The organism is Streptomyces lushanensis (assembly GCF_001700515.1).
GTDB classification, from domain to species: Bacteria; Actinomycetota; Actinomycetes; order Streptomycetales; family Streptomycetaceae; genus Streptomyces; species Streptomyces lushanensis.
Window position 1 is genome coordinate 1 of sequence record NZ_MAUD01000100.1, and the last position, 24,278, is coordinate 24,278.

The 24,278-nt window shown below is 71.4% G+C and carries 22 protein-coding genes, 2 tRNA genes and 1 pseudogene; 18 read left to right on the forward strand and 7 right to left on the reverse strand.

All coding sequences use genetic code 11. The features are described from left to right. Positions 1 to 477: GNAT family N-acetyltransferase (locus tag BFF77_RS09540; RefSeq protein WP_141698401.1), on the forward strand; the 477-nt coding region annotated here is incomplete at its 5' end. 33 nt (positions 478 to 510) lie between these two features. On the opposite strand, the gene BFF77_RS09545 is transcribed toward BFF77_RS09540, so the two are convergent. Beyond that, complete coding sequence (locus tag BFF77_RS09545; RefSeq protein ID WP_066946342.1) at positions 511 to 1,038, reverse strand: DsbA family protein; 528 nt, start codon at positions 1,036 to 1,038, stop codon at positions 511 to 513. A 216-nt stretch (positions 1,039 to 1,254) separates the two neighbouring features. Between BFF77_RS09545 and BFF77_RS09550 the strand changes: the two genes are divergently transcribed. Next, positions 1,255 to 1,701, forward strand: coding sequence for a hypothetical protein (locus BFF77_RS09550; protein WP_066946345.1), 447 nt, complete (start codon positions 1,255 to 1,257; stop codon positions 1,699 to 1,701). A gap of 99 nt (positions 1,702 to 1,800) precedes the next feature. Continuing rightward, positions 1,801 to 2,070, forward strand: coding sequence for a hypothetical protein (locus tag BFF77_RS35125; RefSeq protein ID WP_141698402.1), 270 nt, complete (start codon positions 1,801 to 1,803; stop codon positions 2,068 to 2,070). A 3-nt stretch (positions 2,071 to 2,073) separates the two neighbouring features. On the opposite strand, the gene BFF77_RS09555 is transcribed toward BFF77_RS35125, so the two are convergent. After that, positions 2,074 to 2,652: a CGNR zinc finger domain-containing protein gene (locus BFF77_RS09555; RefSeq protein ID WP_066946348.1), complete on the reverse strand. Its 579-nt coding sequence runs from the start codon at positions 2,650 to 2,652 to the stop codon at positions 2,074 to 2,076. 253 nt (positions 2,653 to 2,905) lie between these two features. Further along, positions 2,906 to 3,319, reverse strand: a complete 414-nt coding sequence (locus tag BFF77_RS09560) for an SsgA family sporulation/cell division regulator (RefSeq protein WP_003959770.1) — start codon at positions 3,317 to 3,319, stop codon at positions 2,906 to 2,908. A gap of 190 nt (positions 3,320 to 3,509) precedes the next feature. Here BFF77_RS09560 and BFF77_RS09565 point away from each other — a divergent pair, with 190 nt between their 5' ends. Together BFF77_RS09565 and BFF77_RS09570 are read left to right on the forward strand one after the other, a co-directional pair. After that, entirely contained in the window at positions 3,510 to 3,983 is a 474-nt protein-coding gene (locus BFF77_RS09565) for a TIGR02611 family protein (RefSeq protein WP_066946351.1), read from the forward strand. Positions 3,984 to 4,059: 76 nt separating this feature from the next. Continuing rightward, positions 4,060 to 4,131, forward strand: a tRNA-Val gene (locus tag BFF77_RS09570). A 74-nt stretch (positions 4,132 to 4,205) separates the two neighbouring features. Here the strand turns inward: BFF77_RS09570 and BFF77_RS09575 are convergent. Then, positions 4,206 to 6,689 carry an SCO7613 C-terminal domain-containing membrane protein gene (locus BFF77_RS09575; protein WP_066946353.1) on the reverse strand — a complete coding sequence of 828 codons (2,484 nt, stop codon included), beginning with the start codon at positions 6,687 to 6,689 and terminating at the stop codon, positions 4,206 to 4,208. A gap of 123 nt (positions 6,690 to 6,812) precedes the next feature. Here BFF77_RS09575 and BFF77_RS09580 point away from each other — a divergent pair. Next, positions 6,813 to 6,884 (forward strand) — tRNA-Val (locus BFF77_RS09580). Between the two features lie 117 nt (positions 6,885 to 7,001). On the opposite strand, the gene BFF77_RS09585 is transcribed toward BFF77_RS09580, so the two are convergent. After that, positions 7,002 to 7,727 carry a 3'-5' exonuclease gene (locus BFF77_RS09585; protein ID WP_066946357.1) on the reverse strand — a complete coding sequence of 242 codons (726 nt, stop codon included), beginning with the start codon at positions 7,725 to 7,727 and terminating at the stop codon, positions 7,002 to 7,004. A gap of 187 nt (positions 7,728 to 7,914) precedes the next feature. On the opposite strand from BFF77_RS09585, the gene BFF77_RS09590 reads away from it, so the two are divergent. From BFF77_RS09590 to BFF77_RS09605, 4 genes are all read left to right on the forward strand, one after another. Then, the gene (locus BFF77_RS09590; RefSeq protein WP_066946359.1) at positions 7,915 to 8,481 is read left to right on the forward strand and encodes a DUF4365 domain-containing protein; all 567 of its coding nucleotides are present in this window, start codon (positions 7,915 to 7,917) and stop codon (positions 8,479 to 8,481) included. Then, complete coding sequence (locus tag BFF77_RS09595; RefSeq protein WP_425424361.1) at positions 8,481 to 9,737, forward strand: hypothetical protein; 1,257 nt, start codon at positions 8,481 to 8,483, stop codon at positions 9,735 to 9,737. Before BFF77_RS09590 ends, BFF77_RS09595 begins: the two co-directional genes overlap by 1 nt. Before the next feature lie 146 nt (positions 9,738 to 9,883). Next, a complete protein-coding gene (gene thrS / locus BFF77_RS09600; RefSeq protein ID WP_066946361.1) occupies positions 9,884 to 11,860 on the forward strand; it encodes a threonine--tRNA ligase in 1,977 nt (658 codons plus the stop codon). 354 nt (positions 11,861 to 12,214) lie between these two features. After that, a complete protein-coding gene (locus tag BFF77_RS09605; protein ID WP_066946364.1) occupies positions 12,215 to 12,793 on the forward strand; it encodes an HIT family protein in 579 nt (192 codons plus the stop codon). Between the two features lie 113 nt (positions 12,794 to 12,906). Here the strand turns inward: BFF77_RS09605 and BFF77_RS09610 are convergent, their stop codons facing one another. Together BFF77_RS09610 and BFF77_RS09615 are read right to left on the reverse strand one after the other, a co-directional pair. Then, entirely contained in the window at positions 12,907 to 14,562 is a 1,656-nt protein-coding gene (locus BFF77_RS09610) for a hypothetical protein (RefSeq protein WP_066946367.1), read from the reverse strand. A gap of 184 nt (positions 14,563 to 14,746) precedes the next feature. Then, complete coding sequence (locus tag BFF77_RS09615) at positions 14,747 to 16,969, reverse strand: elongation factor G-like protein EF-G2 (RefSeq protein WP_066946370.1); 2,223 nt, start codon at positions 16,967 to 16,969, stop codon at positions 14,747 to 14,749. A 447-nt stretch (positions 16,970 to 17,416) separates the two neighbouring features. Between BFF77_RS09615 and pgsA the strand changes: the two genes are divergently transcribed. The 8 genes and pseudogenes from pgsA to BFF77_RS09655 all read left to right on the forward strand — a co-directional run. Continuing rightward, positions 17,417 to 18,118 (forward strand): phosphatidylinositol phosphate synthase, encoded by a 702-nt coding sequence (pgsA, locus tag BFF77_RS09620; RefSeq protein WP_066946373.1) that lies wholly within the window; start codon positions 17,417 to 17,419, stop codon positions 18,116 to 18,118. Beyond that, on the forward strand, positions 18,115 to 19,101 hold the full coding sequence (locus tag BFF77_RS09625) for a phosphatidylinositol mannoside acyltransferase (protein ID WP_066946376.1): 987 nt from the start codon (positions 18,115 to 18,117) through the stop codon (positions 19,099 to 19,101). Before pgsA ends, BFF77_RS09625 begins: the two co-directional genes overlap by 4 nt. Beyond that, a pseudogene (locus BFF77_RS09630) lies at positions 19,098 to 20,237 on the forward strand (glycosyltransferase family 4 protein); the annotation flags it as partial. The gene BFF77_RS09625 and the pseudogene BFF77_RS09630, both read left to right, overlap by 4 nt. A gap of 270 nt (positions 20,238 to 20,507) precedes the next feature. Next, complete coding sequence (locus BFF77_RS09635) at positions 20,508 to 21,059, forward strand: LemA family protein (protein WP_066946379.1); 552 nt, start codon at positions 20,508 to 20,510, stop codon at positions 21,057 to 21,059. Positions 21,060 to 21,337: 278 nt separating this feature from the next. Then, on the forward strand, positions 21,338 to 22,252 hold the full coding sequence (gene pdxS / locus BFF77_RS09640) for a pyridoxal 5'-phosphate synthase lyase subunit PdxS (RefSeq protein ID WP_066946382.1): 915 nt from the start codon (positions 21,338 to 21,340) through the stop codon (positions 22,250 to 22,252). A gap of 6 nt (positions 22,253 to 22,258) precedes the next feature. After that, on the forward strand, positions 22,259 to 22,879 hold the full coding sequence (pdxT, locus tag BFF77_RS09645) for a pyridoxal 5'-phosphate synthase glutaminase subunit PdxT (protein ID WP_066946385.1): 621 nt from the start codon (positions 22,259 to 22,261) through the stop codon (positions 22,877 to 22,879). A 139-nt stretch (positions 22,880 to 23,018) separates the two neighbouring features. Continuing rightward, positions 23,019 to 23,771: a YebC/PmpR family DNA-binding transcriptional regulator gene (locus BFF77_RS09650; protein WP_066946388.1), complete on the forward strand. Its 753-nt coding sequence runs from the start codon at positions 23,019 to 23,021 to the stop codon at positions 23,769 to 23,771. A 162-nt stretch (positions 23,772 to 23,933) separates the two neighbouring features. Next, positions 23,934 to 24,278: crossover junction endodeoxyribonuclease RuvC (locus BFF77_RS09655; protein WP_141698403.1), on the forward strand; the 345-nt coding region annotated here is incomplete at its 3' end.

A 24,278-nucleotide genomic window follows, 5' to 3' on the forward strand; every position in this document is an offset into this window, starting at 1 on the left:
CTCCCCCGGGGCACGGCGGGCCGTCCCATGGACGAGGCGGAGTACGCGGCCTGGGAGGCGCAGGCCGTCGAGAGCTACGCGCAGAGCTGGATCGAGCGCGGCACGCCGCCCGAGCAGGCCCGCGCCATGTCGGAGACCAGCCACCGGAACCTGCTGCCCGGCGGGTCGGCCACCCCCGGCACCGCACTGCATGTCCTGGTCCACGACGGAACCACCGTCGGCCATGTCTGGGTCGCGTCCCGCGAGGTGCGCGCCGGCAGGTCCGGCTCGTACGTGTACGACGTGGCCGTGAAGGCGGACCTGCGCGGCAAGGGGTACGGCAGGGCGCTGATGCTGCACGCCGAGCGGATCGCCCTGGAGGCCGGTTCCGAACTGCTCGGGCTCCATGTCTTCGCGGGCAACACCCCGGCGCTCCGGCTCTACGAATCGCTCGGATACGTGACGACCCGGCGCAATTTCTTCAAGCCACTCCTGTGAGCGCCCGCCTTTCTGCGGCGCTCCGGCGCTCCGCTACGCGCCCTCGCGCGCCAGCAGCCGGTCGGCGATCTCCTCGATCCGGGCACGCAGTCCCTCCTGGCCCTTGCCGCCGTCCAGGCGCTCGCCGTCGATGACATAGGTCGGGGTGCCGGTCACACCGATCGCCTTGCCCTCGGCCTGGTCGGCGTCGACGGCCAGCAGATGACGGCCGTCGATCAGGGCGGTGTCGAACTCCTCCGCGTCCAGACCCAGCTCGCGCGCGAGCGCCAGCAGCACGGGCTCGCCCCCGGCGTTCAGCTCCGCCGTCCTGGCGAGAAGGGCTTCCGCGTAGGGGCGGCCCTTGCCCTGATCGGCGGCCTCCTCCACGGCCTGCGCGGCGGCGTACGCGTGCTTGTGCCGCTCCAGCGGGAAGTGCCGCAGCCGCGTCTCCAGCCGGTCGCCGTAGCGGGCGCGCAGCGCGCTCAGGTCCGCCAGGGCGGTGTGGCAGTCCGGGCACTGGAGATCGAACCAGACATCGAGGACGACGGGTCCGGCGGATCCGGCGGTGGTGAGTTCACTCATGGGGGCCAGTCTCCCGGACGGGGCACCCCCGCCCGAAACCGGGACCCGGGACCGGACAGGGGAGCCGGAGACGGGACCTGGGGAGGACGGCGTCCCCCAGTTCTCCCCGAGATCCGCCGGACGCCGTGCCTCACCGTGGCCCGGGGCAGGCGGTCAGGTGCAGGATGGAGTACGGGAAGGTGTTCGGCCGACAAAGCGCTCTGCCTGGAGGAACCGATGATTGCCGAGACCATTTGCTCTGCGGTGTCAGCGGCGGGCGTGGGCATCGCCGCTATCACGGCCTATCGCAAGCGGTTCCTCGCCGCGGCGCGGATCCTGGCGTACGCGCTGGTCCCGGTGGCCCTGGTGATGACGGGCATCGTGAAGTGGGCCGCCGGCACGGCCTTCAGCCCGGTGGCCTGGCTGGGCTTCGGTGTACTCGCGGTGGCCTGGCTGCTCTTCCTGACGACACGCGCGATCGAGCGGCGCGGCGGCCGGACGCGCAAGCAGCGCAGGGAGGCGGCCAGGTCGGCCCGGCAGGCGGCGGTGGAGCCCGCCGCGTCCGTGCCCTCGCTCGGTCCCGGCAGCGGTCCTGCCGCGCCGCCGAAGGCCAAGGAGCGCGCGGCACAGCCCGCCGACGACTTCAGCGACATCGAGGCCATCCTCAAGAAGCACGGCATCTGACGGCACGGCCTCCGGCCGCCGCCTCCCGCCGGTTTCCCCCGACGATCCGAGCCCCGCTCGTGCCCGACCCGTGCCCGGGTGTTCGCGGAAGGATCGCAGGTGAGCGCCGTTCCGGTGGCGGTTCCAGGGATTTGTCCACGGAATATGATGAACTCCCGCGCTGAAAACGCGTGTTGGTCATTGGCACGTTCCGGGGTACGTCATGATCGCCCCGAGATGCTCGATACCTCCCGGGGTGAGACCCCCGTACCCACCGATGAGCAGCGCGGTTGCCTTTTCGCGTTGTCTCAGCCGCCGTTGATGATCTTCCTGACGGTGATCGGCTCGCTGCTGCTGATGGCAGCGGTGCACGATCTGTTCCTGCTGTGAGGCTCAGCCGGCCGCTTCCTTGCGGCGAGCCCGGTACGCGGCCACATGCAGCCGGTTGCCGCAGGTGCGGCTGTCGCAGTAGCGCCGAGAGCGGTTGCGCGACAGGTCGACGAACGCGTGCCCGCAGTCCGGGGCCTCGCAGCGGCGCAGCCGCTCCTGCTCACCGGCCACGACCATGAACGCCAGCGCCATCCCGCAGTCGGCGGCGAGATGATCGGCGACCGAGGCCCCGGGCGCGAAGTAGTGCACATGCCAGTCATAGCCGTCGTGGTCGGTGAGCTGCGGCGTCGTCCCCGCGGCGGCGACCAGCCGGTTGATCAGATCGGCCGCGGTGCGCGCGTCCGGCGCCGCGAACACCTCCGCGAAACGCGTCCGCACCTCCAGGACGGCCCGCAGATCGCGCCGGCCGAGGTCGCCCACCCCGCTGAGGCTGTGGCTCCGTACGAAGCCGTACAGCCCCTCGATGTCCGCGAGGCCGTCGGGCGTGCCGTTCCGCGTACCGCCCGTACCGTCCTGCGGCGCGGTGTTCACCAGATCGACGACGGTGTCCAGGGCGATCCTGGTGTCGTGGGGAATCAGCACGATCCGCTCCCTGGCCTGCCGCGGGCCGGTGCCCGCCGAATCCCGCTGACTTTAGCCGCTGCCCCTGGCGGCCGGGCGGCGAACGGGTCGGTGATGGAGCGTGTACGCCGTGGAACACGGCCGTGGCGCGACGCACCGGCGCCGGCGTCGCGGTGGGTTCCGCGGCGTCGGCGCCGGTGTCCTCCCTGTATGCGATTGTCCGCGCGGCGCCGTCTCCCCGAGTCGGACGGCGCCGAGCAGCCCTCTGCCTGGCTCAGCTCTCGGCCAGGATGTGTGAGAGCTCCGTATCGAGGTCGAAGTGACGATGCTCGGTGCCCGGCGGCACCGCGGCGTCGGTCCTTTTGAGGAACGACTCCAGGGCCCGCGCCGGGGCCTCGAGCAACGCTTCTCCCTCCGGGGAGCTCAGAGCAATGCAGACGACGCCCTGACCGTGACTGCGGGACGGCCAGACCCGGACGTCGCCCGTGCCGGTGGGCCTGTGCAGCCCCTCGGCGAGAAGGTCGCGGGCGAAAACCCACTCGACCGTCTCCTCGGCTCCGGTGTGGAAGGTGGCGTGCACGGCATAAGGATCGGCCGTGTCATACCGCAGGCCCGCAGGTACAGGCAGTGAGGACTCGCTCGATACAACGAGGCGCAGGTGCAGCTCGCAGCTGACCGTGGTGTTCATAAGCGCCAGGGCCTTTCGCTCAGTGTGCGCTCGGGGATTCGCACGTCGGCGAATTCGACATGCCACCTATGGTGCCGTTGTAAACCCCTCTGTCTCTTTTGTGCGCCTTCAGGTACCTCGTACAGCGGTGTGTGACTTCAGGTCATACGGCCATTCCGGTGATGTGAGCGATTCGGGTAGGTTGGGAATCATGCATGCGGAGAGTGACGAGCGGGGGCAGGTCGTCGTTCCGGCGGCGCCGGAGGCCGCCGCCGGGGATGTGACGACGGAGGACCCGAAAGGCACCCCGGAGCGTGAGCTCGGCTCGCGCGCGCCGCGATTCGTCCAGGCGTCGCGGGCCCTCCATCTGAGCTGGCAGGTCGGTGTCTTCCTGGTCGGTCTCGCGGTGGTCGGGGCGGGCGCCGCCATGCTGGTGCTGCCAGGCCCCGGCTGGCTGGCGATCTTCGGCGGGATGGCGATCTGGGCGACCGAGTTCGTCTGGGCCCAGCTGGTGCTGCACTGGACCAGGCGCAAGGTGACGGAGGCGGCCCAGAAGGCGCTCGATCCCAAGGTCCGGCGGCGGAACATGATCCTCACCACCATCGGTCTGGTGATCGTCGTCGCGCTGCTCGCGGTCTACGTCTGGAAGTTCGGGATCGTCATGCCCTGGAAGATCGACGACTGACCCGGATGCCCGCTCCGGGCGATCCGGTACGCGTCGTGGAGCGCCGCTGACATGGGGTAATGTGTGCGGTGCGCCCGGGCGATTAGCTCAGTGGGAGAGCGCTTCGTTCACACCGAAGAGGTCACTGGTTCGAACCCAGTATCGCCCACCCGGAACCGATGTCCCGGAGACCGACAGGTCTCCGGGACATCGTCGTTCCGGTCGGTGCTCGGAGCTCGGCGGTCAGCGCATCCGGCCCAGGCTCCGGCGCACCCTGTGGGCGTCCTTGAGACGCTGTTCGTAGGTGGCGCCCACCGCGAGCAGCAGCAGTCCCGCGAGGGCCGGCGGCAGCCAGCGCGGCAGCGCGCCCACGACCTGTACGACATACGGGGCCAGCTCGTGCAGCGCGACCAGGGCGAGGACCGTACCGCCCAGGACCAGCGGCGCCTGGAGGCCCAGCCGGGCACCCGCGAGGGTGAGGGCCAGGGCCGCGAGTCCCAGCAGCAGCGGCCGGGACCAGTGGGGATCGCCCCAGGCCGCGAGCAGGCTCGGCAGCAGAGTCACCGCGAGACCCGGGCCGTACGCCGTCCATGACGAGGCCGCCGGATCGCGCCGGCGCCGCAGCAGCCCCACGGCGAGCGCGGGGAGTGTCACGGGCAGCGTGTACGCCTCGGGCACCGACACGTCGGAGGCGGCCAGCCGGACCCAGGCGGCCAGGACGAACAGTGCCGTGGCGGTATGTCCGGCGACCGCCCGGCGCCCGGCGCGGACCGCCGTGCCCGCCGCGATCACTCCGCACAGCGCGAGTACCAGCGCCAGTACGGGCGCCCGGCCCGAGGCCAGGACCACCGCGAGCAGAGCGGCACCGCACGCGGTGATCTCGATCGGAGCGGCCACCGGGCGGGTGGACGGCCCGGCGGCCAGCAGCGCCACCGTCGCGGGCACCGCGAGAACGGCCACCGCCGTGACCCCGGCGGACAGCCCGGCCGCCGCGCACGAGGCCGTCACCAGCGCGGTCGTGCAGACGACGGCCGTACAGGCCAGGACCGCGTCGGCACCACGGACACGGGCACCCTCCCCGGCCCGGGCGACCGCACGGGCGACCGCCGACACGGCGGCTCCGGCGAACAGGGCCGACAGCACGGCGAGTGCGGTCACGGTCGCGGCCCGGCTGCCCAGTGATGTCAGCGAGCCGGCGACCGAGCCCGCCAGGGCGCAGACCAGCGCAGTGATCCGCACCGGCGGGCCCCCGGGGACGCGCGGGCCCACGACCACCGTGAGCGCCATCGCCGTCAGGACCAGCGGCGTCGCCACCGCGACGGGACGGGGCGCCTCCAGGGCGAGCGGCAGCACCAGCACCCCCGCCCAGCCGAGCGCCAGGGAGCCGCGGAGCGCCAACGCGCGTGCGCGCGTGCCGACGCCGGTTCCGGCTTCGGCTCCGATTCCGGCTTCGGCCTTGGCCCCCGTGCTCGCCGTGTCCCGGTGCGGACCGTACGCCTGCGCGGCGAGCGCGCCGGCCACCGCGAGCAGGACCACCGGCGCCGCCGGCCGGCCCGGCCAGGGCGGGGCGGGCACCCCTGTCCAGATCTCGGGGATCGCGGCCACTTCGCCCAGCAGCGCCACGGCGACCGACGGCAGTGCCCACAGGACCGACAGAGCGGCCACCAGGCCCGCCGCGCCCGCGAGCCCCCGGACGAGCGGCCGGGGCAGCCGTGTCCGTAGGACCGTCGCCGGAGCGACGGCGCACAGCAGATATCCCGGAGTGGTCCAGCCGTCCGGTACGGCCGTACGGACCACTCCGCCGACCGCCGCGATTCCCGCGAGGCCCGCCACCGCCGCGCACACGAGAGCGACCGCGCCCCACCGGACATGGTGGCGCCGGGCCACGAAGAGCCCCGCGGCGGCGGCCGTGAGCAGCAGTGCGCCCGGACGCAGCGCGACCAGGGGCGTCCACGCCGACACGGACAGCTCACCGGCCACCAGCAGCGCTCCGCTCGCCGCCGTCCCGGCGGCGGCGCCCGCGAAGCACCGAACCGTACGGGACTCCGTGCGCAACGCGAGAGCGGTGTCCGGCGCCGCCGTCACCAGCAGCGCCCAGGCGACCGTCAGCGCACTGGAGCCGGTGGCCAGCGCCCAGAGGATCAGCGGGAGTTGGGCTGTCACCACGGCCGCGGGCAGCGGACCGCGCAGGGCGCCCAGAGCCGTCCCGTATCCGGCCCAGAGCGCGGCGAGCGCGGCGGTGGCGGCGGCCGAGTAACCGAGAGCGTCCGTCCCCGGCAGCGCCACCCGGTACAGCGCGTACGCGTCGAGGACGGTCAGCACCAGCCCCAGCGCGGCCACCGCCTCCGCGGTCGAGCGCAGGCCCCGGCGCAGCAGCGGCACGGGCACCGCGAGCGTCAGGACGGTCACCCCGGTCAGTACCGCCGCACGCCCGCCGATGCCCAGATGGCCCCAGCTCACCAGGGTGAAGGCGATCGCCGCGATCGCCAGCAGCACTCCGCCGAGGACGAGCAGCACATTCTGCGCGCTCGGCGGCGCAGAGGCAGGAGGGGAGACCGGTGGGGAGGCCGGCGGGGACGCCTGAGGCACCCCGGGACGCACGGGCAGCGTCGGCGCACTCAGCAGATATGCCCGGCGCGCCAGCAACTGGCCTCTGCGTACGTCGAGTCGGACCAGCTCCTGATCGATGATCGCCAGCTCCCGCGCGGGTGGCGGCATGTTCTTCATAGGGGCGAGTGTGGTCCGTGTCACACGCCCTGCCATGGGCTCCCGTACTCAGGCACGGGGATGAGTACCCGGCATTCGGTTTGGAGGAGACCCGCGAGGACCTGTATGGTTCAGTGCGTTCCCGGGCGATTAGCTCAGTGGGAGAGCGCTTCGTTCACACCGAAGAGGTCACTGGTTCGAACCCAGTATCGCCCACCGGGAGAGGCCGGTCCGTCAGCGACGGACCGGCCTTCGCGCGTTCCGGACGGACGGGCGCACGCCGTGAACACCCGTGGACGCTCCTGGACTCTCGCGAACGGACCGCGTCGGTGATCAAGCGGCGGCGGGCAGTTCGGGCCGCAGCGGCCAGGCCGGGTCCACCGACTCCTCCGTACCGTTGCGGGAGAACCACGCCTGGAGACCACGCGCCTGCGCCGCGTGCCAGACCGCCTGGAGCGTGTGCAGCTCGGCCGCGCTCAGCCGCTCCATCCGCGCCGCGAACCGGCGGCCGATCGCCCGTACCACCTCCAGTGCCGCCACCGCGTCGACGGCCGCGTCATGGGCTCCGTCCAGCTCCACCTCGTAATGGGCGCACAGATCGGTCAGTGTGCGCCGGCCCTTGCGGTAACGGTCCAGGTGCTTGTCCAGCACGCGCGGATCCAGCACACAGAGCGGAACGGTCTCCAGACAGCGCGCCAGGGACGAGGCCCGGTGACGCCGTAACTCACGGTCCAGCAGCGTCAGGTCGAACGGCGCGTTCATCACCACCAGCGGACGGCCCGCAGCGCACTGCTCGGCCAGCGCCCTGGCCATCTCCTCGATCGCGGGCGCCGGCCAGCGGCCGTTCCGGTGCAGGAAGTCGTCCGTCAGACCGTGCACCTCGGTGGCGCCCGGCGGCACGGGCACACCCGGATCTATCAGCCAGCGGGTCACCCGCGGCCTGCCGCCTGCGGTGTCCTGGACGACGAGAGCGGCCGAGACGATCCGGTCCTCCTCGACATCGACCCCGGTCGTCTCGGTGTCGAACGCCGCCAACGGTCCCTCATACCAACGCGTCATCCCCGAACTCCTCGCGCCTGAGCGGCAGATGGCGTCCAACCACTGCCCGAACCGGTGATACCCGGACAGGTCGTTCGGTACGCGCCGTTTACGCGGTGCTCCGTGCGGTCACAACACAGGTGTCGGGCACGTGAGTTGACGTCCCGTCGCTCCAACTGACCGGTACGGCCCGGAAGGCACCAGAGCCATGGCGCTCGCCAAGCCCGAACCGGGTGGGCTGCTGCCCGAGCGGATGGCACCGCTGCGCGGAGCGCTCGCCACCACCGCCTGCATGGAGACTCTCCAGGTGGGCTACCTCCACGCGGTCGCCGCCGCGGCGGGCTGCTCACTCAGCCAGCCCTTTCCCGACAACGGCATCGACTGGCACGTGAGCCACAGCGCGCCAGGACATCTCGTCGACGACGAGGTCACCATAAAAGTCCAGCTCAAATGCACCTACCAGATACCCCCGCACCCGTCGGGGCCCGCCTTCTCCTTCACCCTCGACAACGCCCATCTCGTCAAGCTCGCCCGCACTCCGGTCTCCGTGCACAAGATCCTGGTCGTGATGATCGTGCCCAGGAGCCAGGACGACTGGCTGCGCGCCAGCCATGACCGGCTGGACCTCAGACACTGCTGCTACTGGATCAATCTGGCCGGCCATCCGGTGACCGGCCGGTACCGCACCACGGTGCGTGTGCCCACCGCGCGGATCTTCGACGACCGGGCGCTCTGCGAGATCATGACCCGTGTCGGGTCGGGAGGGAGACCGTGATGCGTTGGCCGTCCGACGAGCCAGTACGTTCCCACTCGTCGCCGACCGAGATGCCGGAGCCGGAGCTTCTGGCCGGTGACCACTCCTGGAACGGAGGAGCGGCCTCGGAACCGGATCCCACCAGGATCGATCCCGCCGTCCTCGGCGCGCTGCTCGCCCGACACGGCTGGCGGCGGCGCGGCGGCGCCCCCGGGCGCTATGCCCGCTGGACGCCACCGGGGCCGGGCGCGCGCGGTACGAGCCTGCTCGTCCCCGAGAGCCGGGCCTTTCCCGACTGCGAGGACCTGCTCGCCGAGGCCCTCACGGCGCTCGCGCGCAGCGCTGCTCCCTCGGCGCGCGAGGTGCTCGTCGGGCTCGCCGTACCCAGCGACGAGATCCGCTGGTGGCGCGATGTGCCACCGGGTCCCTCCGGCGCCGCGGAGTGGACCGTACAGGAACAGCTCCGCACGGCGGCGAGGCAGCTTCTGCTCGCCGGGGCCCTCGCCGTACGGGGCAGGGCGGGCTACCACGGGGCGCGCCATCGCCGGCAGGCCCAGGACTCGCTGGGCGGCGTGCTGGTCGGACCGGCGCCGGGCGGACGCGAGCTGACCGCGTTCCTGCCGGTGACGAGCGGCCGGGCCGTCGCCGTACAGCTCCATCACGCGCTCTCCGCGGCCCGCGAGGCGGCCGACTACCAGCGGGCCACCGGAGGCATGGAGGCGTTCGACTCCGCGGTGGAGGCCGGAGTGAGCCGGGAGCTGACCGAGGCGCTGGTGGCGCTCGTGCGGGGAACGGAGGGCGCCCGGGTCGCCCTGGCCTGGGCACCGGGCGCCGGGGTGCCCGAGGGGTGCGCCGCCCGTCCCGAGCCGGTGGAGTTCTCGCCCGGCGACCTGCCCGCGCTGCGCGAGGCGGGCAGGCGCTATCTGCGCGACGAGCCGTCCGTACCGGTACGGATCACCGGCGCGGTGATCCGGATGCGCCGGGCCGGTACCGGCGGCGAGGGATCCGTACGGCTGCGCGTCCTCGCCGGGGCGGAGATCCCGCATGTACGGGTGGCGCTGGACGAGGAGTCGTACCGCGTCGCCGGACACGCGCATCTCGTCGGTCTGCCGATCCGGGTGGTGGGCAGGCTGGAGAGCCGCGGCGGGTTCCGCAGGCTCACCGACGCCGGCGACGTGGTGCCCGTCCAGGTGGACGAGGCGGAGCGCGACCGGCTGATGAAGTCGCTCCAGGAGAACCTGGACTACTTCGAGGAGGCGTGCGGCGGCGGCGACTGACGCGGGGCGAGGACGGCGGCGGTGGCCGGCGTGGTCGAAGGCGGCGGCGGTCACCGTGCGGCAACTGTTTCGCGGCCGGGCCCCCGGGCTCGGTACGATTCAGACGCGCAGTGTCCGCTGTCGCGCCCCAGAGTCAGGAGAGACCGGTGTCAGACGTCCGTGTGATCATCCAACGCGATTCCGAGCGGGAAGAGCGCGTGGTGACGACGGGCACTACGGCGGCCGAGCTGTTCGCCGGAGAGCGCACCGTGATCGCCGCGCGCGTCGGCGGTGAGCTGAAGGACCTCGCGTACGAACCGGGCGAGGGCGAGATCGTCGAGCCCGTCGAGATCTCCTCCGAGGACGGCCTCAACATCCTGCGCCACTCCACCGCGCACGTCATGGCGCAGGCCGTGCAGGAGCTCTTCCCCGAGGCCAAGCTGGGTATCGGCCCGCCGGTCAGGGACGGCTTCTACTACGACTTCGACGTGGCCGCCCCCTTCCACCCCGATGACCTCAAGGCCATCGAGAAGAAGATGCAGGAGATCCAGAAGCGCGGCCAGCGGTTCTCGCGGCGCGTCGTCACCGACGAGGCGGCCCGCGAGGAGCTCGCCGACGAGCCGTACAAGCTGGAACTGATCGGTCTCAAGGGCTCCGCCTCGAACGAGGACGGCGCGGATGTCGAGGTGGGCGGCGGCGAGCTGACCATCTACGACAACCTGGACGCCAAGACGGGCGAGCTGTGCTGGCGTGATCTGTGCCGCGGCCCGCACCTGCCCACCACCCGCAACATCCCGGCGTTCAAGCTCATGCGGAACGCGTCGGCGTACTGGCGGGGCAGCGAGAAGAACAAGCAGCTCCAGCGCATCTACGGCACCGCGTGGCCGTCGAAGGAAGAGCTGAAGGCACATCTGGAGTTCCTCGCCGAGGCCGAGAAGCGCGACCACCGCAAACTCGGCAGTGAACTGGACCTCTTCTCCGTCCCGGAGGAGATCGGCTCCGGTCTCGCGGTCTTCCACCCCAAGGGCGGTGTCGTCCGCCGGGCCATGGAGGACTACTCGCGGCGGCGGCACGAGGAGGAGGGGTACGAGTTCGTCTACACCCCCCACGCCACCAAGGGCGCCCTGTTCGAGAAGTCCGGGCACCTCGACTGGTACGCCGACGGCATGTACCCGCCCATGCAGCTCGACGAGGGCGTGGACTACTACCTCAAGCCCATGAACTGCCCGATGCACAACCTGATCTTCGACGCCCGGGGCCGGTCCTACCGCGAACTGCCCCTGCGCCTCTTCGAGTTCGGGACGGTGTACCGGTACGAGAAGTCGGGCGTGGTGCACGGTCTGACGCGGGCGCGCGGGTTCACCCAGGACGACGCGCACATCTACTGCACCCGTGAACAGATGGCGGACGAGCTGGACTCGACGCTGACGTTCGTGCTGAACCTGCTCCGTGACTACGGTCTGACCGACTTCTACCTGGAGCTGTCGACCAAGGACGAGACCAAGTTCGTCGGCTCGGACGACGCGTGGGAGGAGGCCACCGAGGTACTGCGCAAGGTGGCCGAGAAGCAGGGCCTGCCGCTGACCCCCGACCCGGGCGGTGCCGCGTTCTACGGTCCCAAGATCTCGGTGCAGGCGCGGGACGCCATCGGCCGTACCTGGCAGATGTCCACCATCCAGCTCGACTTCAACCTGCCGGACCGCTTCGATCTCGAATACACCGCGCCGGACGGCTCCAAGCAGCGTCCCGTGATGATCCACCGTGCGCTGTTCGGCTCGATCGAGCGGTTCTTCGCGGTGCTGCTGGAGCACTACGCGGGCGCGTTCCCGGCCTGGCTGGCGCCGGTGCAGGCGGTGGGCATCCCGGTCGGCGACGCCCATGTGCCGTACCTCCAGGAGTTCGCGGCGGAGGCGAAGCGCAAGGGCCTGCGCGTCGAGGTGGACGCGTCCTCGGACCGCATGCAGAAGAAGATCAGGAACCAGCAGCGGCAGAAGGTGCCCTTCATGATCATCGTCGGTGACGAGGACATGCAGGCGGGCACGGTGTCCTTCCGCTACCGCGACGGATCGCAGGAGAACGGCATCCCGCGCGACCAGGCGCTGGCGAAGCTGGTCGATGTGGTGGAGCGCCGCGTCCAGGTGTGACGCGTTTGCGTACGGCGAAGCCCCCGGGAGGCGCGTCAGCCTTCCGGGGGCTTCGCCGAACCGGGCGCCCTCGCCGCTGAGCAGTATCCGTACCGCGTAGTCCAGCAGGAAGACCGCCCAGATCAACAGGGCCAGCCCGACTGCGAGATCGTGCCAGGGCGGGGCGATGTCACGGAGCAGGACATGTACCGCGTAACAGGCGAGAAAGAGCAGCGAGCCCACGAACAGCGGCAGATCCATGCGGCGCTCCCAGCGGAGCAGCCGGTCGGATGCGTTCCGGACATGCATCGCCCCAGCATCGTCGGGGCCCGTCGGGTCAGGGCCCGGCGACACGCTTCACGGGGGCGAAGTCATATGCTGCACAGCATGACGAGTGAGCCGGAGCAGCAGATCGGAGTGGGGACCCAGGACGCGTTCCAGCGCCTGTGGACGCCTCATCGGATGGCCTACATCCAGGGTGAGAACAAGCCCACCGGGCCGGGCGCCGAGGACGGCTGTCCCTTCTGCTCCATCCCGGCCAAGTCCGACGAGGACGGGCTGGTCGTGGCGCGTGGCGAGCGGGTGTACGCGGTGCTCAACCTCTATCCCTACAACGGCGGCCACTCCATGATCGTTCCCTACCGTCATGTGGCCGACTACACCGATCTGGACGAGGCGGAGACCGCCGAGCTCGCCCTCTTCACCAAGCACGTGATGACCGCGCTCCGTACCGCCTCGGGGGCGCACGGGTTCAACATCGGGATGAACCAGGGCGCCGCGGCGGGGGCAGGGATCGCCGCGCATCTCCACCAGCATGTGGTCCCGCGCTGGGGCGGCGACACCAACTTCATGCCGGTCGTCGGGCATACGCGGGTGCTTCCGCAGCTGCTCGCCGAGACGCGCACGATGCTGGCCAACGCCTGGCCCGTACCGCCGGCACCCATAGAACCGTAGCCGCGGAGCCCTGGCCGCGGGCCGCCACCGCGCGAGCCGTGGCCCGCACGCGGGTCATGGTCCGCGCGGCGGCGGTCCCGTCCACCCGCCGCGCGGCTCCCGTCCCGTACCGCCTACGCGTCGTACGCGTCGACCCGCTTCGGCGACGGGTCCTGCACCGAGCCGAAGAGCGAGGCCGCCCGGCTGCTGAAGCCCGACGTGTCCACGCCGTGCTCGTCCAGCACACGCAGCGCCGCCTTGTGCGCCACGCGCAGGACGGGGGTGGCGGCGCGCATCGCGTCATCGGCCATGAAGCGGTGCTTCCACGGGTGATCGGCCCAGGCATGCCGCAGACCGAACGGCTCGGGCAGCGCGATCTTGCCACCGAGGAATTCGAGGATCGGCGGATACCAGGTGAAGGGCGCGCGCACCGCGAGCCGGACCGCTTCCTTCGGCTCGACCAGGGGCAGCGTCCGTGAGGTGGTTTCCCAGAACCGGACGGTCTTGGGCCGGCTCACGGTCTTGGCGGACGGCCCCGAGGAGAAGAACCCGTGCATCGGTCCCAGGGCATGGCCGGAGACCTCGATCCGCAGGGTCTCGTGCAGCACGGTGACCGTGATCATCATGGTGATCACGAGCTGCCCGTCCCAGAGGACGAACTGCACCCCGAGATAGTGGCGGTTGCCGGCGCCGAACTGCTGGTGGTTGCAGATCCGCTGTATCTCGTGCGGCTTGACCTGATATGCCTCCACGTCCTGGCCCTCGGGCCTGGACACCGCGCCGGCGCCCTCGGCGACGGGCGAGACGATCCAGTGCTTGACCGAAGGGGGCGGAAATCCACCGGAGTTGATCGGACCGCGCTCCAGCAGCTTGAGCTGGTCGTGGATCGCCCGTATCACGTCGTAACTGCGGAACTGGTGGATCTCCTTGGTCGGATCCTTGGGCACCAGGGCCTCGGCGAGCTGCCAGCTTCCCCAGCGGGTGCCCATGCCGAGTATGCCCTTGGGGCCGGCGTAGAAGACGACGTTGGAGTTCTGCTCGGCCGTGAGGTTCTCGATGCCCTGGCGCACCGCTTCCCGTGTCGCGTCGCCGGGATTGCCGGGGACCGCTTCGGGGACCTTGGCGCCGAGACCTCCGCCGGCGAGGAGATCGGACCAGCGGGCGCGCAGATCCTTGGCGGTGGACTCACAGATCCGCCTGGCCAGCAGCCAGCCGATGACAGGAGCGACGATCATGCCGCGCACATACCAGCCGACGACGCCGTCGAACGGCAGCCGCAGCATCAGGATCACCGCCAGCAGGCCCACACCGAGCAGCAGGCCCGTGCCGATCAGCCCCGACCGCCGGTCCTTGGAGCCCGCGAGGGTACGGCGGATCTGGAAGACTCCCAGCCAGACCAGCAGCCCGGGCAGGAAGAGCAGCCCGAACACCGCGGTCACGACGGTGAGTTTCACATCGCGGTCCTTGCGGATCCGGTTCGCCGCCAGGGCGTGCAGCACCACGAACTGCGGCTCCATGCCGAAGGACTGGATGAGCGGCTTCCGGCCGCCGCCGAGCGTACGGAGCTGGATGGCCCGCGCGAACGCCTCGCCCAGATTGGGCTCGAAGAGCGTGAACCTGCCCTTGGTCACCGAGGACTTGTGCACGTCGTTGTCGGCCTTGAGGATCTCTTCCATCGGGGTGTCCCGATAGGAGGCCGAGGCGAGCGCGTTCGTCGCCGGGTCCTGTCCGGCCCCTCCCTGGAGCGGGACCTGTGCCCCCGGGCTGAAGTCGAATCCGTTGTCCGCCACTGCCGCCCCCTCGCCGCAAGATCCGCTGCCGCGACCTGTACCCGGCCCGCGCGCCCCGCACACGTGCTGAGCTGGGCACCACAGCGTAACCGGGCGACGGCGTCCGCGTCAGGGGAGTGGCTCTCTTCGGCCACCCGCATATCAACTGCGTATCGACCTGACCAGGCATCCGCGTGACCACGCGTCAACGGGGCGCCAACTGGGCGAGATCGCCCTCCTGTTCGCGGAGCCGGTCCGCGACCGTCGGCGGCACCGGCTCGTGGCGGGCGTACGAGCGGCTGAAGCGGCCGGTGCCATGGGTGACCGACCGCAGGTCCACCGCGTACCGCCCGATCTCCAGCTCCGGCACCTCGGCCAGCACCAAGGTCCTTCCGGGACCGGCCTGTTCGGTGCCGACCACCCGGCCGCGCCGTCCCGAGAGATCGCTCATCACCGGTCCCACGTACTCGTCCGGGACGAGGACCCGTACCTCGGCGACCGGCTCCAGCAGATGGATCGACGCCTCGACGGCCGCCTCGCGCAGCGCCAGCGCGCCCGCCGTCTGGAACGCGGCGTCGGAGGAGTCCACCGAATGGGACTTCCCGTCGAGCAGGGTGACCCGGATGTCGACCAGCGGACGGCCCGCCGCGACGCCGCGCGCGGCCTGGGCCCGTACACCCTTCTCCACGGACGCGACGAACTGCCGGGGCACCGCGCCGCCGACCACCTTGTCGACGAACTCCACACCGGAGCCGGGCGGCAGCGGATCCACCTCGATCTCGCAGATCGCGAACTGGCCGTGGCCGCCGGACTGTTTCACCTGCCGGCCGCGCCCCGCCGAGCTCCCGCCGAAGGTCTCCCGGAGCGCGACCTTGAACGGCACGGCGTCGACCTGCACGCCGTAGCGTGTGCGCAGCCGCTCCAGCGCGACATCCATGTGCGCCTCGCCCAGACACCAGAGCACCACCTGACGGGTCTCCTGATTGTGTTCCAGCCGCATCGTCGGGTCCTCCGCCACCAGCCGGGCGAGCCCCTGCGACAGCTTGTCCTCGTCCGCCTTGCTGTGGGCCTGGACGGCCAGCGGCAGCAGCGGATCGGGCATGGTCCAGGGCTTCATCAGCAGCGGATCGTCCGGGGCGGAGAGGGTGTCGCCGGTCTCCGCGGCGGAGAGTTTCCCGACACAGGCCAGATCTCCGGCGACGCAGTGGCCCATCACGCGCTGCTGTCTGCCGAACGGCGAGGACAGGGCGCCGGTCCGCTCCTCGACGTCGTGGTCCTCGTGGCCCCGGTCGGTGAGACCGTGGCCCGACACATGCACCAGCTCGTCCGGCCGCAGCGTGCCCGAGAAGACCCGTACGAGCGAGATCCTGCCGACATACGGATCGGAGGCGGTCCTGACCACCTCGGCGACCAGCGGGCCCCGGGGGTCGCAGCCGATGCCGGGACGCGGGGTGCCCTGCGGAGTGGTGATCTCCGGAGCCGGGCGCTCCAACGGGCTCGGGAAGCCGCCGGTGACCAGATCGAGCAGTTCGACCGTGCCCAGACCCTGCCGGCCGCCGGGCGGCGCCGGGGCCGCCGCGAGCACCGGATGGAAGATGCCGCGCGCCACCGCCTTCTCCAGATCGCCGATCAGCGTCCCGAGGTCGATCTCGCCGCCGCCCAGATAGCGGTCCATGAGCGTCTCGTCCTCGCTCTCGGCGATGATCCCCTCGATCAGCCGGTCGCGTGCCTCCTCGATCAGCGGCAGCTCACCGGGACCGGGCGGCTTCTCCCGGCGCTCCCCGGCGGAGTAGTCGAGGATCCGCCGCGAGAGCAGCCCGACGAGTCCGGTGGCCGGCGCGTGTCCGTCAGGGCCCTCCGGGCCGTGCACCGGCAGATACAGCGGCACTACGGCGTCGGGATCGTCACCGCCGAAGATCCGGGCGCAGAGCCGGGTCATCCCGTCGAAGCCGGTGCGCGCCGTGTCGAGATGCGTGACGACGATCGCGCGCGGCATACCGACGGCGGCGCACTCCTCCCACACGGTACGCGTGGCACCGGCCACGGCCTCCGCCTCCTGGGCGGCCGACACCACGAAGAGGGCCGCGTCCGCCGCCCGCAGACCGGCCCTCAGCTCCCCGACGAAATCGGCGTAGCCGGGGGTGTCCAGCAGATTGATCTTGTAGCCGTCCCATTCCAGCGGGACGAGTGAGAGCTGTACGGAACGCTGCCGGCGGTGCTCGATCTCGTCGTGGTCGGAGACCGTGCCGCCGTCCTCGACCCGGCCCGCCCGGTTCACCGCTCCCGCGGTGAGCGCGAGAGCCTCGACGAGCGTGGTCTTGCCCGATCCGCTGTGGCCGACCAGCACCACGTTCCGTACGGACGCGGGCCGGTCGGCCGTCACTGCCCTGCCGGCGGCCCCGGGGTGTGTGTGCGCCTTGTCGCCCATGATTCCCGCCTCCCGGTCGATCGCGGTGAGGAGATTGGAGAGAGGCGCGGGCCGGGGGAGCCGCCGCGGCGGCTCCGGCGACGCCCGCGGTGGTCCTTCGAGCTTCGCACTCCGGCCATGGTGCGTCCATACGTCGTACGCGGAGACATGGCGCGGGTGCCCGGCGGTACGGTGTGGGGGTCGTGGCTACGATGGGCCCGGTCCTGTCCGGCCGGTCCTCGTGGTCTGCCGTGGCGCCTGGTGGAGGGGGTACCTCCCGTTGCCGTGAGGCCGCGGGGGCATCGCGAGGCGGAGGATCGTGCACGTACTGGAAGGTACTGGACGACTCCGACGTCTCCGGCGAAGCGACGGATGCCACCGCGGTGCCACGGGCCCGCGAAGAGCGGCCGGACAGGGCCCAGCCGGTGGCCGTCGGGGCCGCTCGGCCCACCGAACCTCGGGAAGGCCATGCTGAACAAGTACGCGCGTGCATTCTTCACGCGTGTCCTCACACCGTTCGCCGCGTTTCTGCTCCGGCGCGGAGTGAGTCCGGACGCCGTCACGCTCATCGGCACGGCCGGAGTGATGGCGGGCGCGCTGGTCTTCTTCCCTCGCGGGGAGTTCTTCTGGGGCACGATCGTGATCACCGTCTTCGTCTTCTCCGACCTGGTCGACGGGAACATGGCCAGGCAGGCGGGAATCTCCAGCCGCTGGGGCGCCTTCCTCGACTCGACGCTGGACCGGGTCGCCGACGGCGCGATCTTCGCCGGGTTCGCGCTCTGGTACGCGGGCAACGGCGACAGCAACGCGCTGTGCGCCGTCGCGATCTTCTGTCTGGCGAGCGGCCAGGTCGTCTCGTACACCAAGGCGCGCGGCGAGTCCATCGGGCTGCCCGTCGCGGTCAACGGGCTGGTCGAGAGGGCGGAGCGGCTGGTGATCTCGCTGGTCGCGGCCGGTCTGGCAGGGCTGCACGCCTTCGGTGTGCCGGGGATCGGCATCCTGCTGCCGATCGCGCTGTGGATCGTGGCCGCGGGCAGTGTGGTGACGCTCGGCCAGCGGGTCGTCACCGTACGGCGGGAGTCCGCCGAGGCCGACGCCGCCGCCGGTTCCGGCACCACCGGTCCGGGAAGCTCCGGGAGCACCCCGCGGGGCAGCGGGAGCGCGTCATGAGCGGTGTGGGCGAGCGGCTGACCGACTCCCTGTACGGACTGGGCTGGAGCACCGTCAAGAGGCTCCCCGAGCCCGTGGCCAAGGCACTCGGCCGGACCGTCGCGGACACCGTCTGGAGGCGGCGCGGCGCGAGCGTGCTGCGGCTGGAGTCCAATCTGGCGCGCGTGGTGCCGGACGCCGGGCCCGAACGGCTGGCGGAGCTGTCCCGGGCCGGGATGCGCTCGTACACGCGGTACTGGATGGAGTCCTTCCGGCTGCCCGCCTGGAGCAGGGAGCGGGTGAGCGGCAGCGTCGAGATCAAGGACATCCACTGTCTGACGGAGGGACTCGCGGCCGGGCGCGGTGTGGTGCTCGCGCTGCCTCACCTGGCCAACTGGGACCTGGCGGGAGCCTGGCTCACCCGGGGACAGGGGGTGCCGTTCACGACGGTCGCCGAGCGGCTCAGACCGGAGTCCCTGTTCGACCGGTTCGTCGCCTACCGCGAGAGCCTGGGCATGGAGGTGCTGCCGCACACCGGCGGCACCGCGTTCGGCGCGCTCGCGCGGCGGCTGCGGAGCGGCGGCCTGGTCTGTCTGGTCGCCGACCGCGATCTGTCGTCCTCCGGTGTCGAGGTCGACTTCTTCGGGGAGAAGGCCCGGATGCCGGCGGGGCCCGCGCTGCTCGCGCAGCAGACCGGGGCGCTGCTGCTGCCGGCGACCCTCTGGTACGACGATTCACCGGTGATGCGGGGACGGGTGCATCCCGCGATCGAGGTTCCCGGGACAGGTACGCGCGCCGAGAAGACGTCTGTGATGACACAGGCGGTGGCCGACGTCTTCGCCACCGGAATCGCCGAGCACCCGGAGGACTGGCACATGCTGCAACGGCTGTGGCTCACGGATCTCGAACCAGGACGGAGCGGCGCCGCGGGTTCCGGCGCCGAGGAGGCCGGTCCGGGGCGGGGCGGCTCCGGGCGGGCCGGTTCCGGAGGGAGTCCCCGGTGAGGATCGGCATCGTCTGCCCGTACTCGTGGGACGTGCCGGGCGGCGTCCAGTTCCACATCAGGGACCTGGCGGAGCATCTGATCAGGCTCGGTCACGAGGTGTCCGTACTGGCGCCCGCGGACGACGAGACTCCGCTGCCGCCGTACGTCGTCTCGGCCGGCCGGGCCGTGCCCGTGCCGTACAACGGCTCGGTCGCCCGGCTGAACTTCGGCTTCCTGTCGGCCGCGCGGGTACGGCGGTGGCTGCACGACGGCACGTTCGACGTGATCCACATCCATGAGCCGACCTCGCCCTCCCTGGGACTGCTGACCTGCTGGGCCGCGCAGGGACCGATCGTCGCGACGTTCCACACGTCCAACCCGCGGTCGCGGGCGATGATCGCGGCGTATCCGATCCTCCAGCCGGCGCTGGAGAAGATCAGCGCGCGGATCGCGGTGAGCGAGTACGCGCGGCGCACGCTGGTGGAGCACCTCGGCGGTGACGCCGTGGTCATCCCGAACGGTGTCGATGTCGACTTCTTCGCCAAGGCCGAGATCAATCCGGCGTGGCAGGGCCGCACGATCGGCTTCATCGGTCGCATCGACGAGCCCCGCAAGGGACTGCCGGTGCTGATGAGGGCCCTGCCGAAGATCCTCGCGGTCTATCCCGAGACCCGGCTGCTGGTGGCCGGACGCGGTGACGAGAAGGAAGCGGTCGAGTCGCTTCCCAAGGAGATGCGCGCGCGGGTCGAGTTCCTCGGGATGGTGAGCGACGAGGACAAGGCGCGGCTGCTGCGCAGCATCGATCTGTACGTCGCGCCCAACACGGGCGGGGAGAGCTTCGGCATCATCCTCGTCGAGGCGCTGTCGGCGGGCGCGGCGGTGCTGGCGAGCGATCTGGACGCGTTCGCGCAGGTGCTGGACCAGGGAGCGGCGGGCGAACTGTTCACCAACGAGGACGCGGACGCGCTGGCGGGAGCGGCGGTACGGCTGCTGGGCGACGCGGAGCGGCGCGAGGCGCTGCGCGAGCGGGGGAGCGCGCATGTGCGGCGGTTCGACTGGGCGACGGTGGGCGCGGACATTCTGGCGGTGTACGAGACGGTGACGGACGGCGCGGCGTCGGTGGCGGCGGACGAACGCACGGGACTGCGCGCCCGCCTGCGCCGCCGTATGGACGGCGACGCCCCGGGCGGCGCGGGCGAGGCCTACTTCCGGTCCCGCGCGCCGCGTGCCGTACGCCCCGCCCCGGCGACGGACTGAGCCGCGCACCCGCGCCGGCTCGGATGCCCGTGCGTTCCGAGGCCGTTCTCCGTAGGAGGGTGACGGGGGCCGGGGGCCGTCCCGGTTCCGGTAAGGAGCGGGGCGGGGCCGGCCCCGCCGGGCGACAGCCCGTCCGGGCGCCCGGCGCGCCCCGATAGCCTGCCCCGTGTGACCGAAACTCTCATCTGGATCGTCGTCGCCGTCGTCGCCTGCGCGCTCTATCTGAGCTGGACCGCCGGCCGGCTCGACCGGCTGCACACCCGTATCGACGCCGCCCGCGCCGCCCTCGACGCGCAGCTGCTGCGGCGTGCCTCGGTCACCCAGGAGCTGGCGACCTCCGGTGTGCTCGATCCCGCCGCGTCCATCGTGCTGTACGAGGCCGCGCACGCGGCCCGGCAGGCCGAGGAGGAGCAGCGGGAGGTCGCGGAGAGCGAGCTGAGCCAGGCGCTGCGGGCCGTGTTCGGGGAGGCCGCGCAGGTCGAGGCCGTACAGGCGGCTCCCGGGGGTGAGGAGGCCGCCGGTGAACTCGCCGCGGCGGTACGGCGCGTACCCATGGCCCGGCGGTTCCACAACGACGCCGTACGCGCCGCCCGCGCCCTGCGCCGCCACCGCAAGGTCCGCTGGTTCAGGCTCGCCGGACACGCTCCGTTCCCGCTCGCCTTCGAGATGGACGACGAGCCGCCCGTCGCGCTGGCGGACCGGCCCGGTTCCTCGACCTGAACGAACTGCCCCTGAAGCGGACTCACACGATCCGGGACACCCCCCAGAAGCGAACCGGGACGCCCGGGGACGTGAACCGGGACGCGCCGGGCGCCCGCGGACGCGCACCGGGGTGCCCCGGAACCGGGACGAATCCACGACGAGAACGATCCACCGGCTGTTCATTGGCCCTTGCTGTGGACTGCTCCCGAGGCGTTACCTGTGCGTGCGGTTTCTCCGCCCTTTTCAGCCAGGCGGCCACACAGCCGGCCGGCCCGTCAGCCAGTGAGGTCGAATTCGTGTCCACCACGCTCCCCACCACCACTCAGTCCGCCGAGACCGGCACCGCGCGCGTCAAGCGCGGTATGGCCGAGCAGCTCAAGGGCGGCGTGATCATGGATGTCGTCACACCGGACCAGGCGAAGATCGCCGAGGACGCGGGCGCGGTCGCGGTGATGGCGCTGGAGCGCGTCCCCGCCGACATCCGCAAGGACGGCGGTGTCGCCCGGATGTCCGACCCGGACATGATCGAGGGCATCATCGAGGCCGTCTCGATCCCGGTCATGGCCAAGTCCCGGATCGGCCACTTCGTGGAGGCACAGGTCCTCCAGTCCCTCGGCGTGGACTACATCGACGAGTCCGAGGTGCTGACCCCGGCCGACGAGGTCAACCACTCCGACAAGTGGGCCTTCACCACGCCCTTCGTCTGCGGCGCCACCAATCTGGGCGAGGCCCTGCGCCGGATCGCCGAGGGCGCGGCCATGATCCGCTCCAAGGGCGAGGCCGGCACCGGCAACGTCGTCGAGGCGGTGCGTCATCTCCGTCAGATCAAGAACGAGATCGCGAGGCTCCGCGGCTTCGACAACAACGAGCTGTACGCCGCCGCCAAGGAGCTGCGCGCGCCGTACGAGATCGTCAAGGAGGTCGCCGCGCTCGGCAAGCTGCCCGTGGTGCTCTTCTCCGCCGGCGGTGTCGCCACCCCCGCCGACGCGGCTCTGATGCGCCAGCTCGGCGCCGAGGGCGTCTTCGTCGGATCCGGCATCTTCAAGTCCGGCGACCCGGCCAGGCGTGCCGCCGCCATCGTGAAGGCCACCACCTTCTACGACGACCCGAAGATCATCGCGGACGCGTCCCGGAATCTGGGCGAGGCCATGGTCGGCATCAACATCGACACCCTGCCGGAGTCCGAGCACTACGCGAAGCGCGGCTGGTAACGCTCCATGAGCCCCCTGAGCAGTCCCGTGACCGGCGCCACCCCGGTGATCGGCGTCCTGGCGCTCCAGGGTGACGTCCGGGAACACCTCGCCGCGCTGGCCGCGACGGACGCCGTGGCCAGGACCGTCCGCCGCCCGGAGGAGCTCGCCGAGGTCGGCGGCCTGGTGATCCCCGGCGGCGAGTCCACGACGATGTCGAAGCTGGCCGCGCTCTTCGGGATGCTGGAGCCGCTGAGGGCGCGCGTACGGGCCGGAATGCCCGTGTACGGCACCTGCGCCGGAATGATCATGCTCGCGGAGAAGATCCTCGATCCGCGCTCCGGCCAGGAGACCGTGGGCGGTATCGACATGATCGTCCGCCGCAACGCCTTCGGCCGTCAGAACGAGTCCTTCGAGGCGGCCGTCGAGGTCGCCGGTGTGGAGGGCGGTCCTGTCGAGGGCGTCTTCATCCGGGCGCCCTGGGTCGAATCGGTCGGCGCGGAGGTCCAGGTGCTCGCCGAGTACGGCGGCCATGTCGTCGCCGTACGGCAGGGCAACGCGCTGGCGACGTCGTTCCACCCGGAACTCACCGGCGACCACCGGCTGCACCGCTACTTCACGGACCTGGTGCGCGAAGCCGGTACCTGACGACCCGACGCACGCACGTCACGGCTCCCGGGGCGCGGAGCCGCGCTCCAGGGAAGGTGGCCGGGACGGCGCGTGTGCTCGTCCCGGTAGGATCTCTGCCGAGCAGAGGCAGAACCGGTTACGCGAAGGAGACAGGCAGATGTCCGGCCACTCTAAATGGGCTACGACGAAGCACAAGAAGGCCGTGATCGACGCCAAGCGCGGCAAGCTCTTCGCGAAGCTGATCAAGAACATCGAGGTGGCGGCCCGTACCGGCGGCGCCGACATCGACGGCAACCCGACCCTCTTCGACGCCATCCAGAAGGCCAAGAAGAGCTCGGTGCCGAACAAGAACATCGACTCGGCCGTCAAGCGCGGCGCCGGTCTGGAGGCCGGTGGCGCCGACTACGAGACGATCATGTACGAGGGCTACGGCCCCAACGGTGTCGCCGTGCTGATCGAGTGCCTCACCGACAACCGCAACCGCGCGGCCTCCGACGTACGCGTCGCCATGACCCGTAACGGCGGCTCGATGGCCGACCCCGGCTCCGTCTCCTACCTGTTCAACCGCAAGGGCGTCGTGATCGTGCCCAAGGGCGAGCTGGGCGAGGACGATGTGCTGGGCGCCGTGCTGGACGCGGGCGCCGAGGAGGTCAACGACCTCGGTGAGTCCTTCGAGGTGCTCAGCGAGGCCACCGACCTGGTCGCGGTCCGCACCTCGCTCCAGGAGGCCGGGATCGACTACGACTCCGCCGAGGCCAACTTCGTCCCGACCATGCAGGTCGAGCTGGACGAGGAGGGCGCGCGCAAGATCTTCAAGCTGATCGACGCGCTGGAGGACAGCGACGACGTGCAGAACGTCTTCGCCAACTTCGATGTCTCCGACGACGTCATGGAGAAGGTCGACGCCTGACCGGGCCATGCCCGACAAGGTCGCCGGTCCGCGGGACCGGTGCCTGACGGGGCTTCAGCCGACGGGCCGACGGGGGACACACCTCCGTCGGCCCGTCGCGTTGTCGGTGGCGACCGATACTGTGCTGATCAGCGCGAACAACTGAGCGAGGGGGAGGGCGCGATGCGGGTGCTGGGCATTGACCCCGGACTGACCCGGTGCGGTGTCGGCGTGGTCGAGGGCGCCGCGGGCCGGCCGCTGACGATGCTCGGTGTGGGCGTGGTCCGTACGCCCTCCGACGCGGAGACCGGTGAGCGCCTGGTCGCCATCGAGCGGGGCATAGAGTCCTGGCTCGACGAGCACCGGCCCGAACTCGTCGCGGTGGAGCGGGTGTTCGCCCAGCACAATGTGCGGACGGTCATGGGTACGGCCCAGGCCAGCGCGGTCGCCATGCTCTGCGCCTCGCGCCGCGGCCTCCCCGTCGCACTGCACACGCCCAGCGAGGTCAAGGCCGCCGTCACCGGCAGC

Excerpts from the sequence above, each read along its gene's own strand:
- BFF77_RS09545 (WP_066946342.1), bottom strand. The coding sequence starts at position 1,038 with ATGAGTGAACTCACCACCGCCGGATCCGCCGGACCCGTCGTCCTCGAT.
- BFF77_RS09550 (WP_066946345.1), top strand. The coding sequence starts at position 1,255 with ATGATTGCCGAGACCATTTGCTCTGCGGTGTCAGCGGCGGGCGTGGGC.
- BFF77_RS09560 (WP_003959770.1), bottom strand. The coding sequence starts at position 3,319 with ATGAACACCACGGTCAGCTGCGAGCTGCACCTGCGCCTCGTTGTATCG.
- BFF77_RS09565 (WP_066946351.1), top strand. The coding sequence starts at position 3,510 with ATGCATGCGGAGAGTGACGAGCGGGGGCAGGTCGTCGTTCCGGCGGCG.
- BFF77_RS09575 (WP_066946353.1), bottom strand. The coding sequence starts at position 6,689 with ATGAAGAACATGCCGCCACCCGCGCGGGAGCTGGCGATCATCGATCAG.
- BFF77_RS09585 (WP_066946357.1), bottom strand. The coding sequence starts at position 7,727 with ATGACGCGTTGGTATGAGGGACCGTTGGCGGCGTTCGACACCGAGACG.
- BFF77_RS09590 (WP_066946359.1), top strand. The coding sequence starts at position 7,915 with ATGGCGCTCGCCAAGCCCGAACCGGGTGGGCTGCTGCCCGAGCGGATG.
- BFF77_RS09595 (WP_425424361.1), top strand. The coding sequence starts at position 8,481 with ATGCGTTGGCCGTCCGACGAGCCAGTACGTTCCCACTCGTCGCCGACC.
- BFF77_RS09605 (WP_066946364.1), top strand. The coding sequence starts at position 12,215 with ATGCTGCACAGCATGACGAGTGAGCCGGAGCAGCAGATCGGAGTGGGG.
- BFF77_RS09615 (WP_066946370.1), bottom strand. The coding sequence starts at position 16,969 with ATGGGCGACAAGGCGCACACACACCCCGGGGCCGCCGGCAGGGCAGTG.
- pgsA (WP_066946373.1), top strand. The coding sequence starts at position 17,417 with ATGCTGAACAAGTACGCGCGTGCATTCTTCACGCGTGTCCTCACACCG.
- BFF77_RS09625 (WP_066946376.1), top strand. The coding sequence starts at position 18,115 with ATGAGCGGTGTGGGCGAGCGGCTGACCGACTCCCTGTACGGACTGGGC.
- pdxT (WP_066946385.1), top strand. The coding sequence starts at position 22,259 with ATGAGCCCCCTGAGCAGTCCCGTGACCGGCGCCACCCCGGTGATCGGC.
- BFF77_RS09650 (WP_066946388.1), top strand. The coding sequence starts at position 23,019 with ATGTCCGGCCACTCTAAATGGGCTACGACGAAGCACAAGAAGGCCGTG.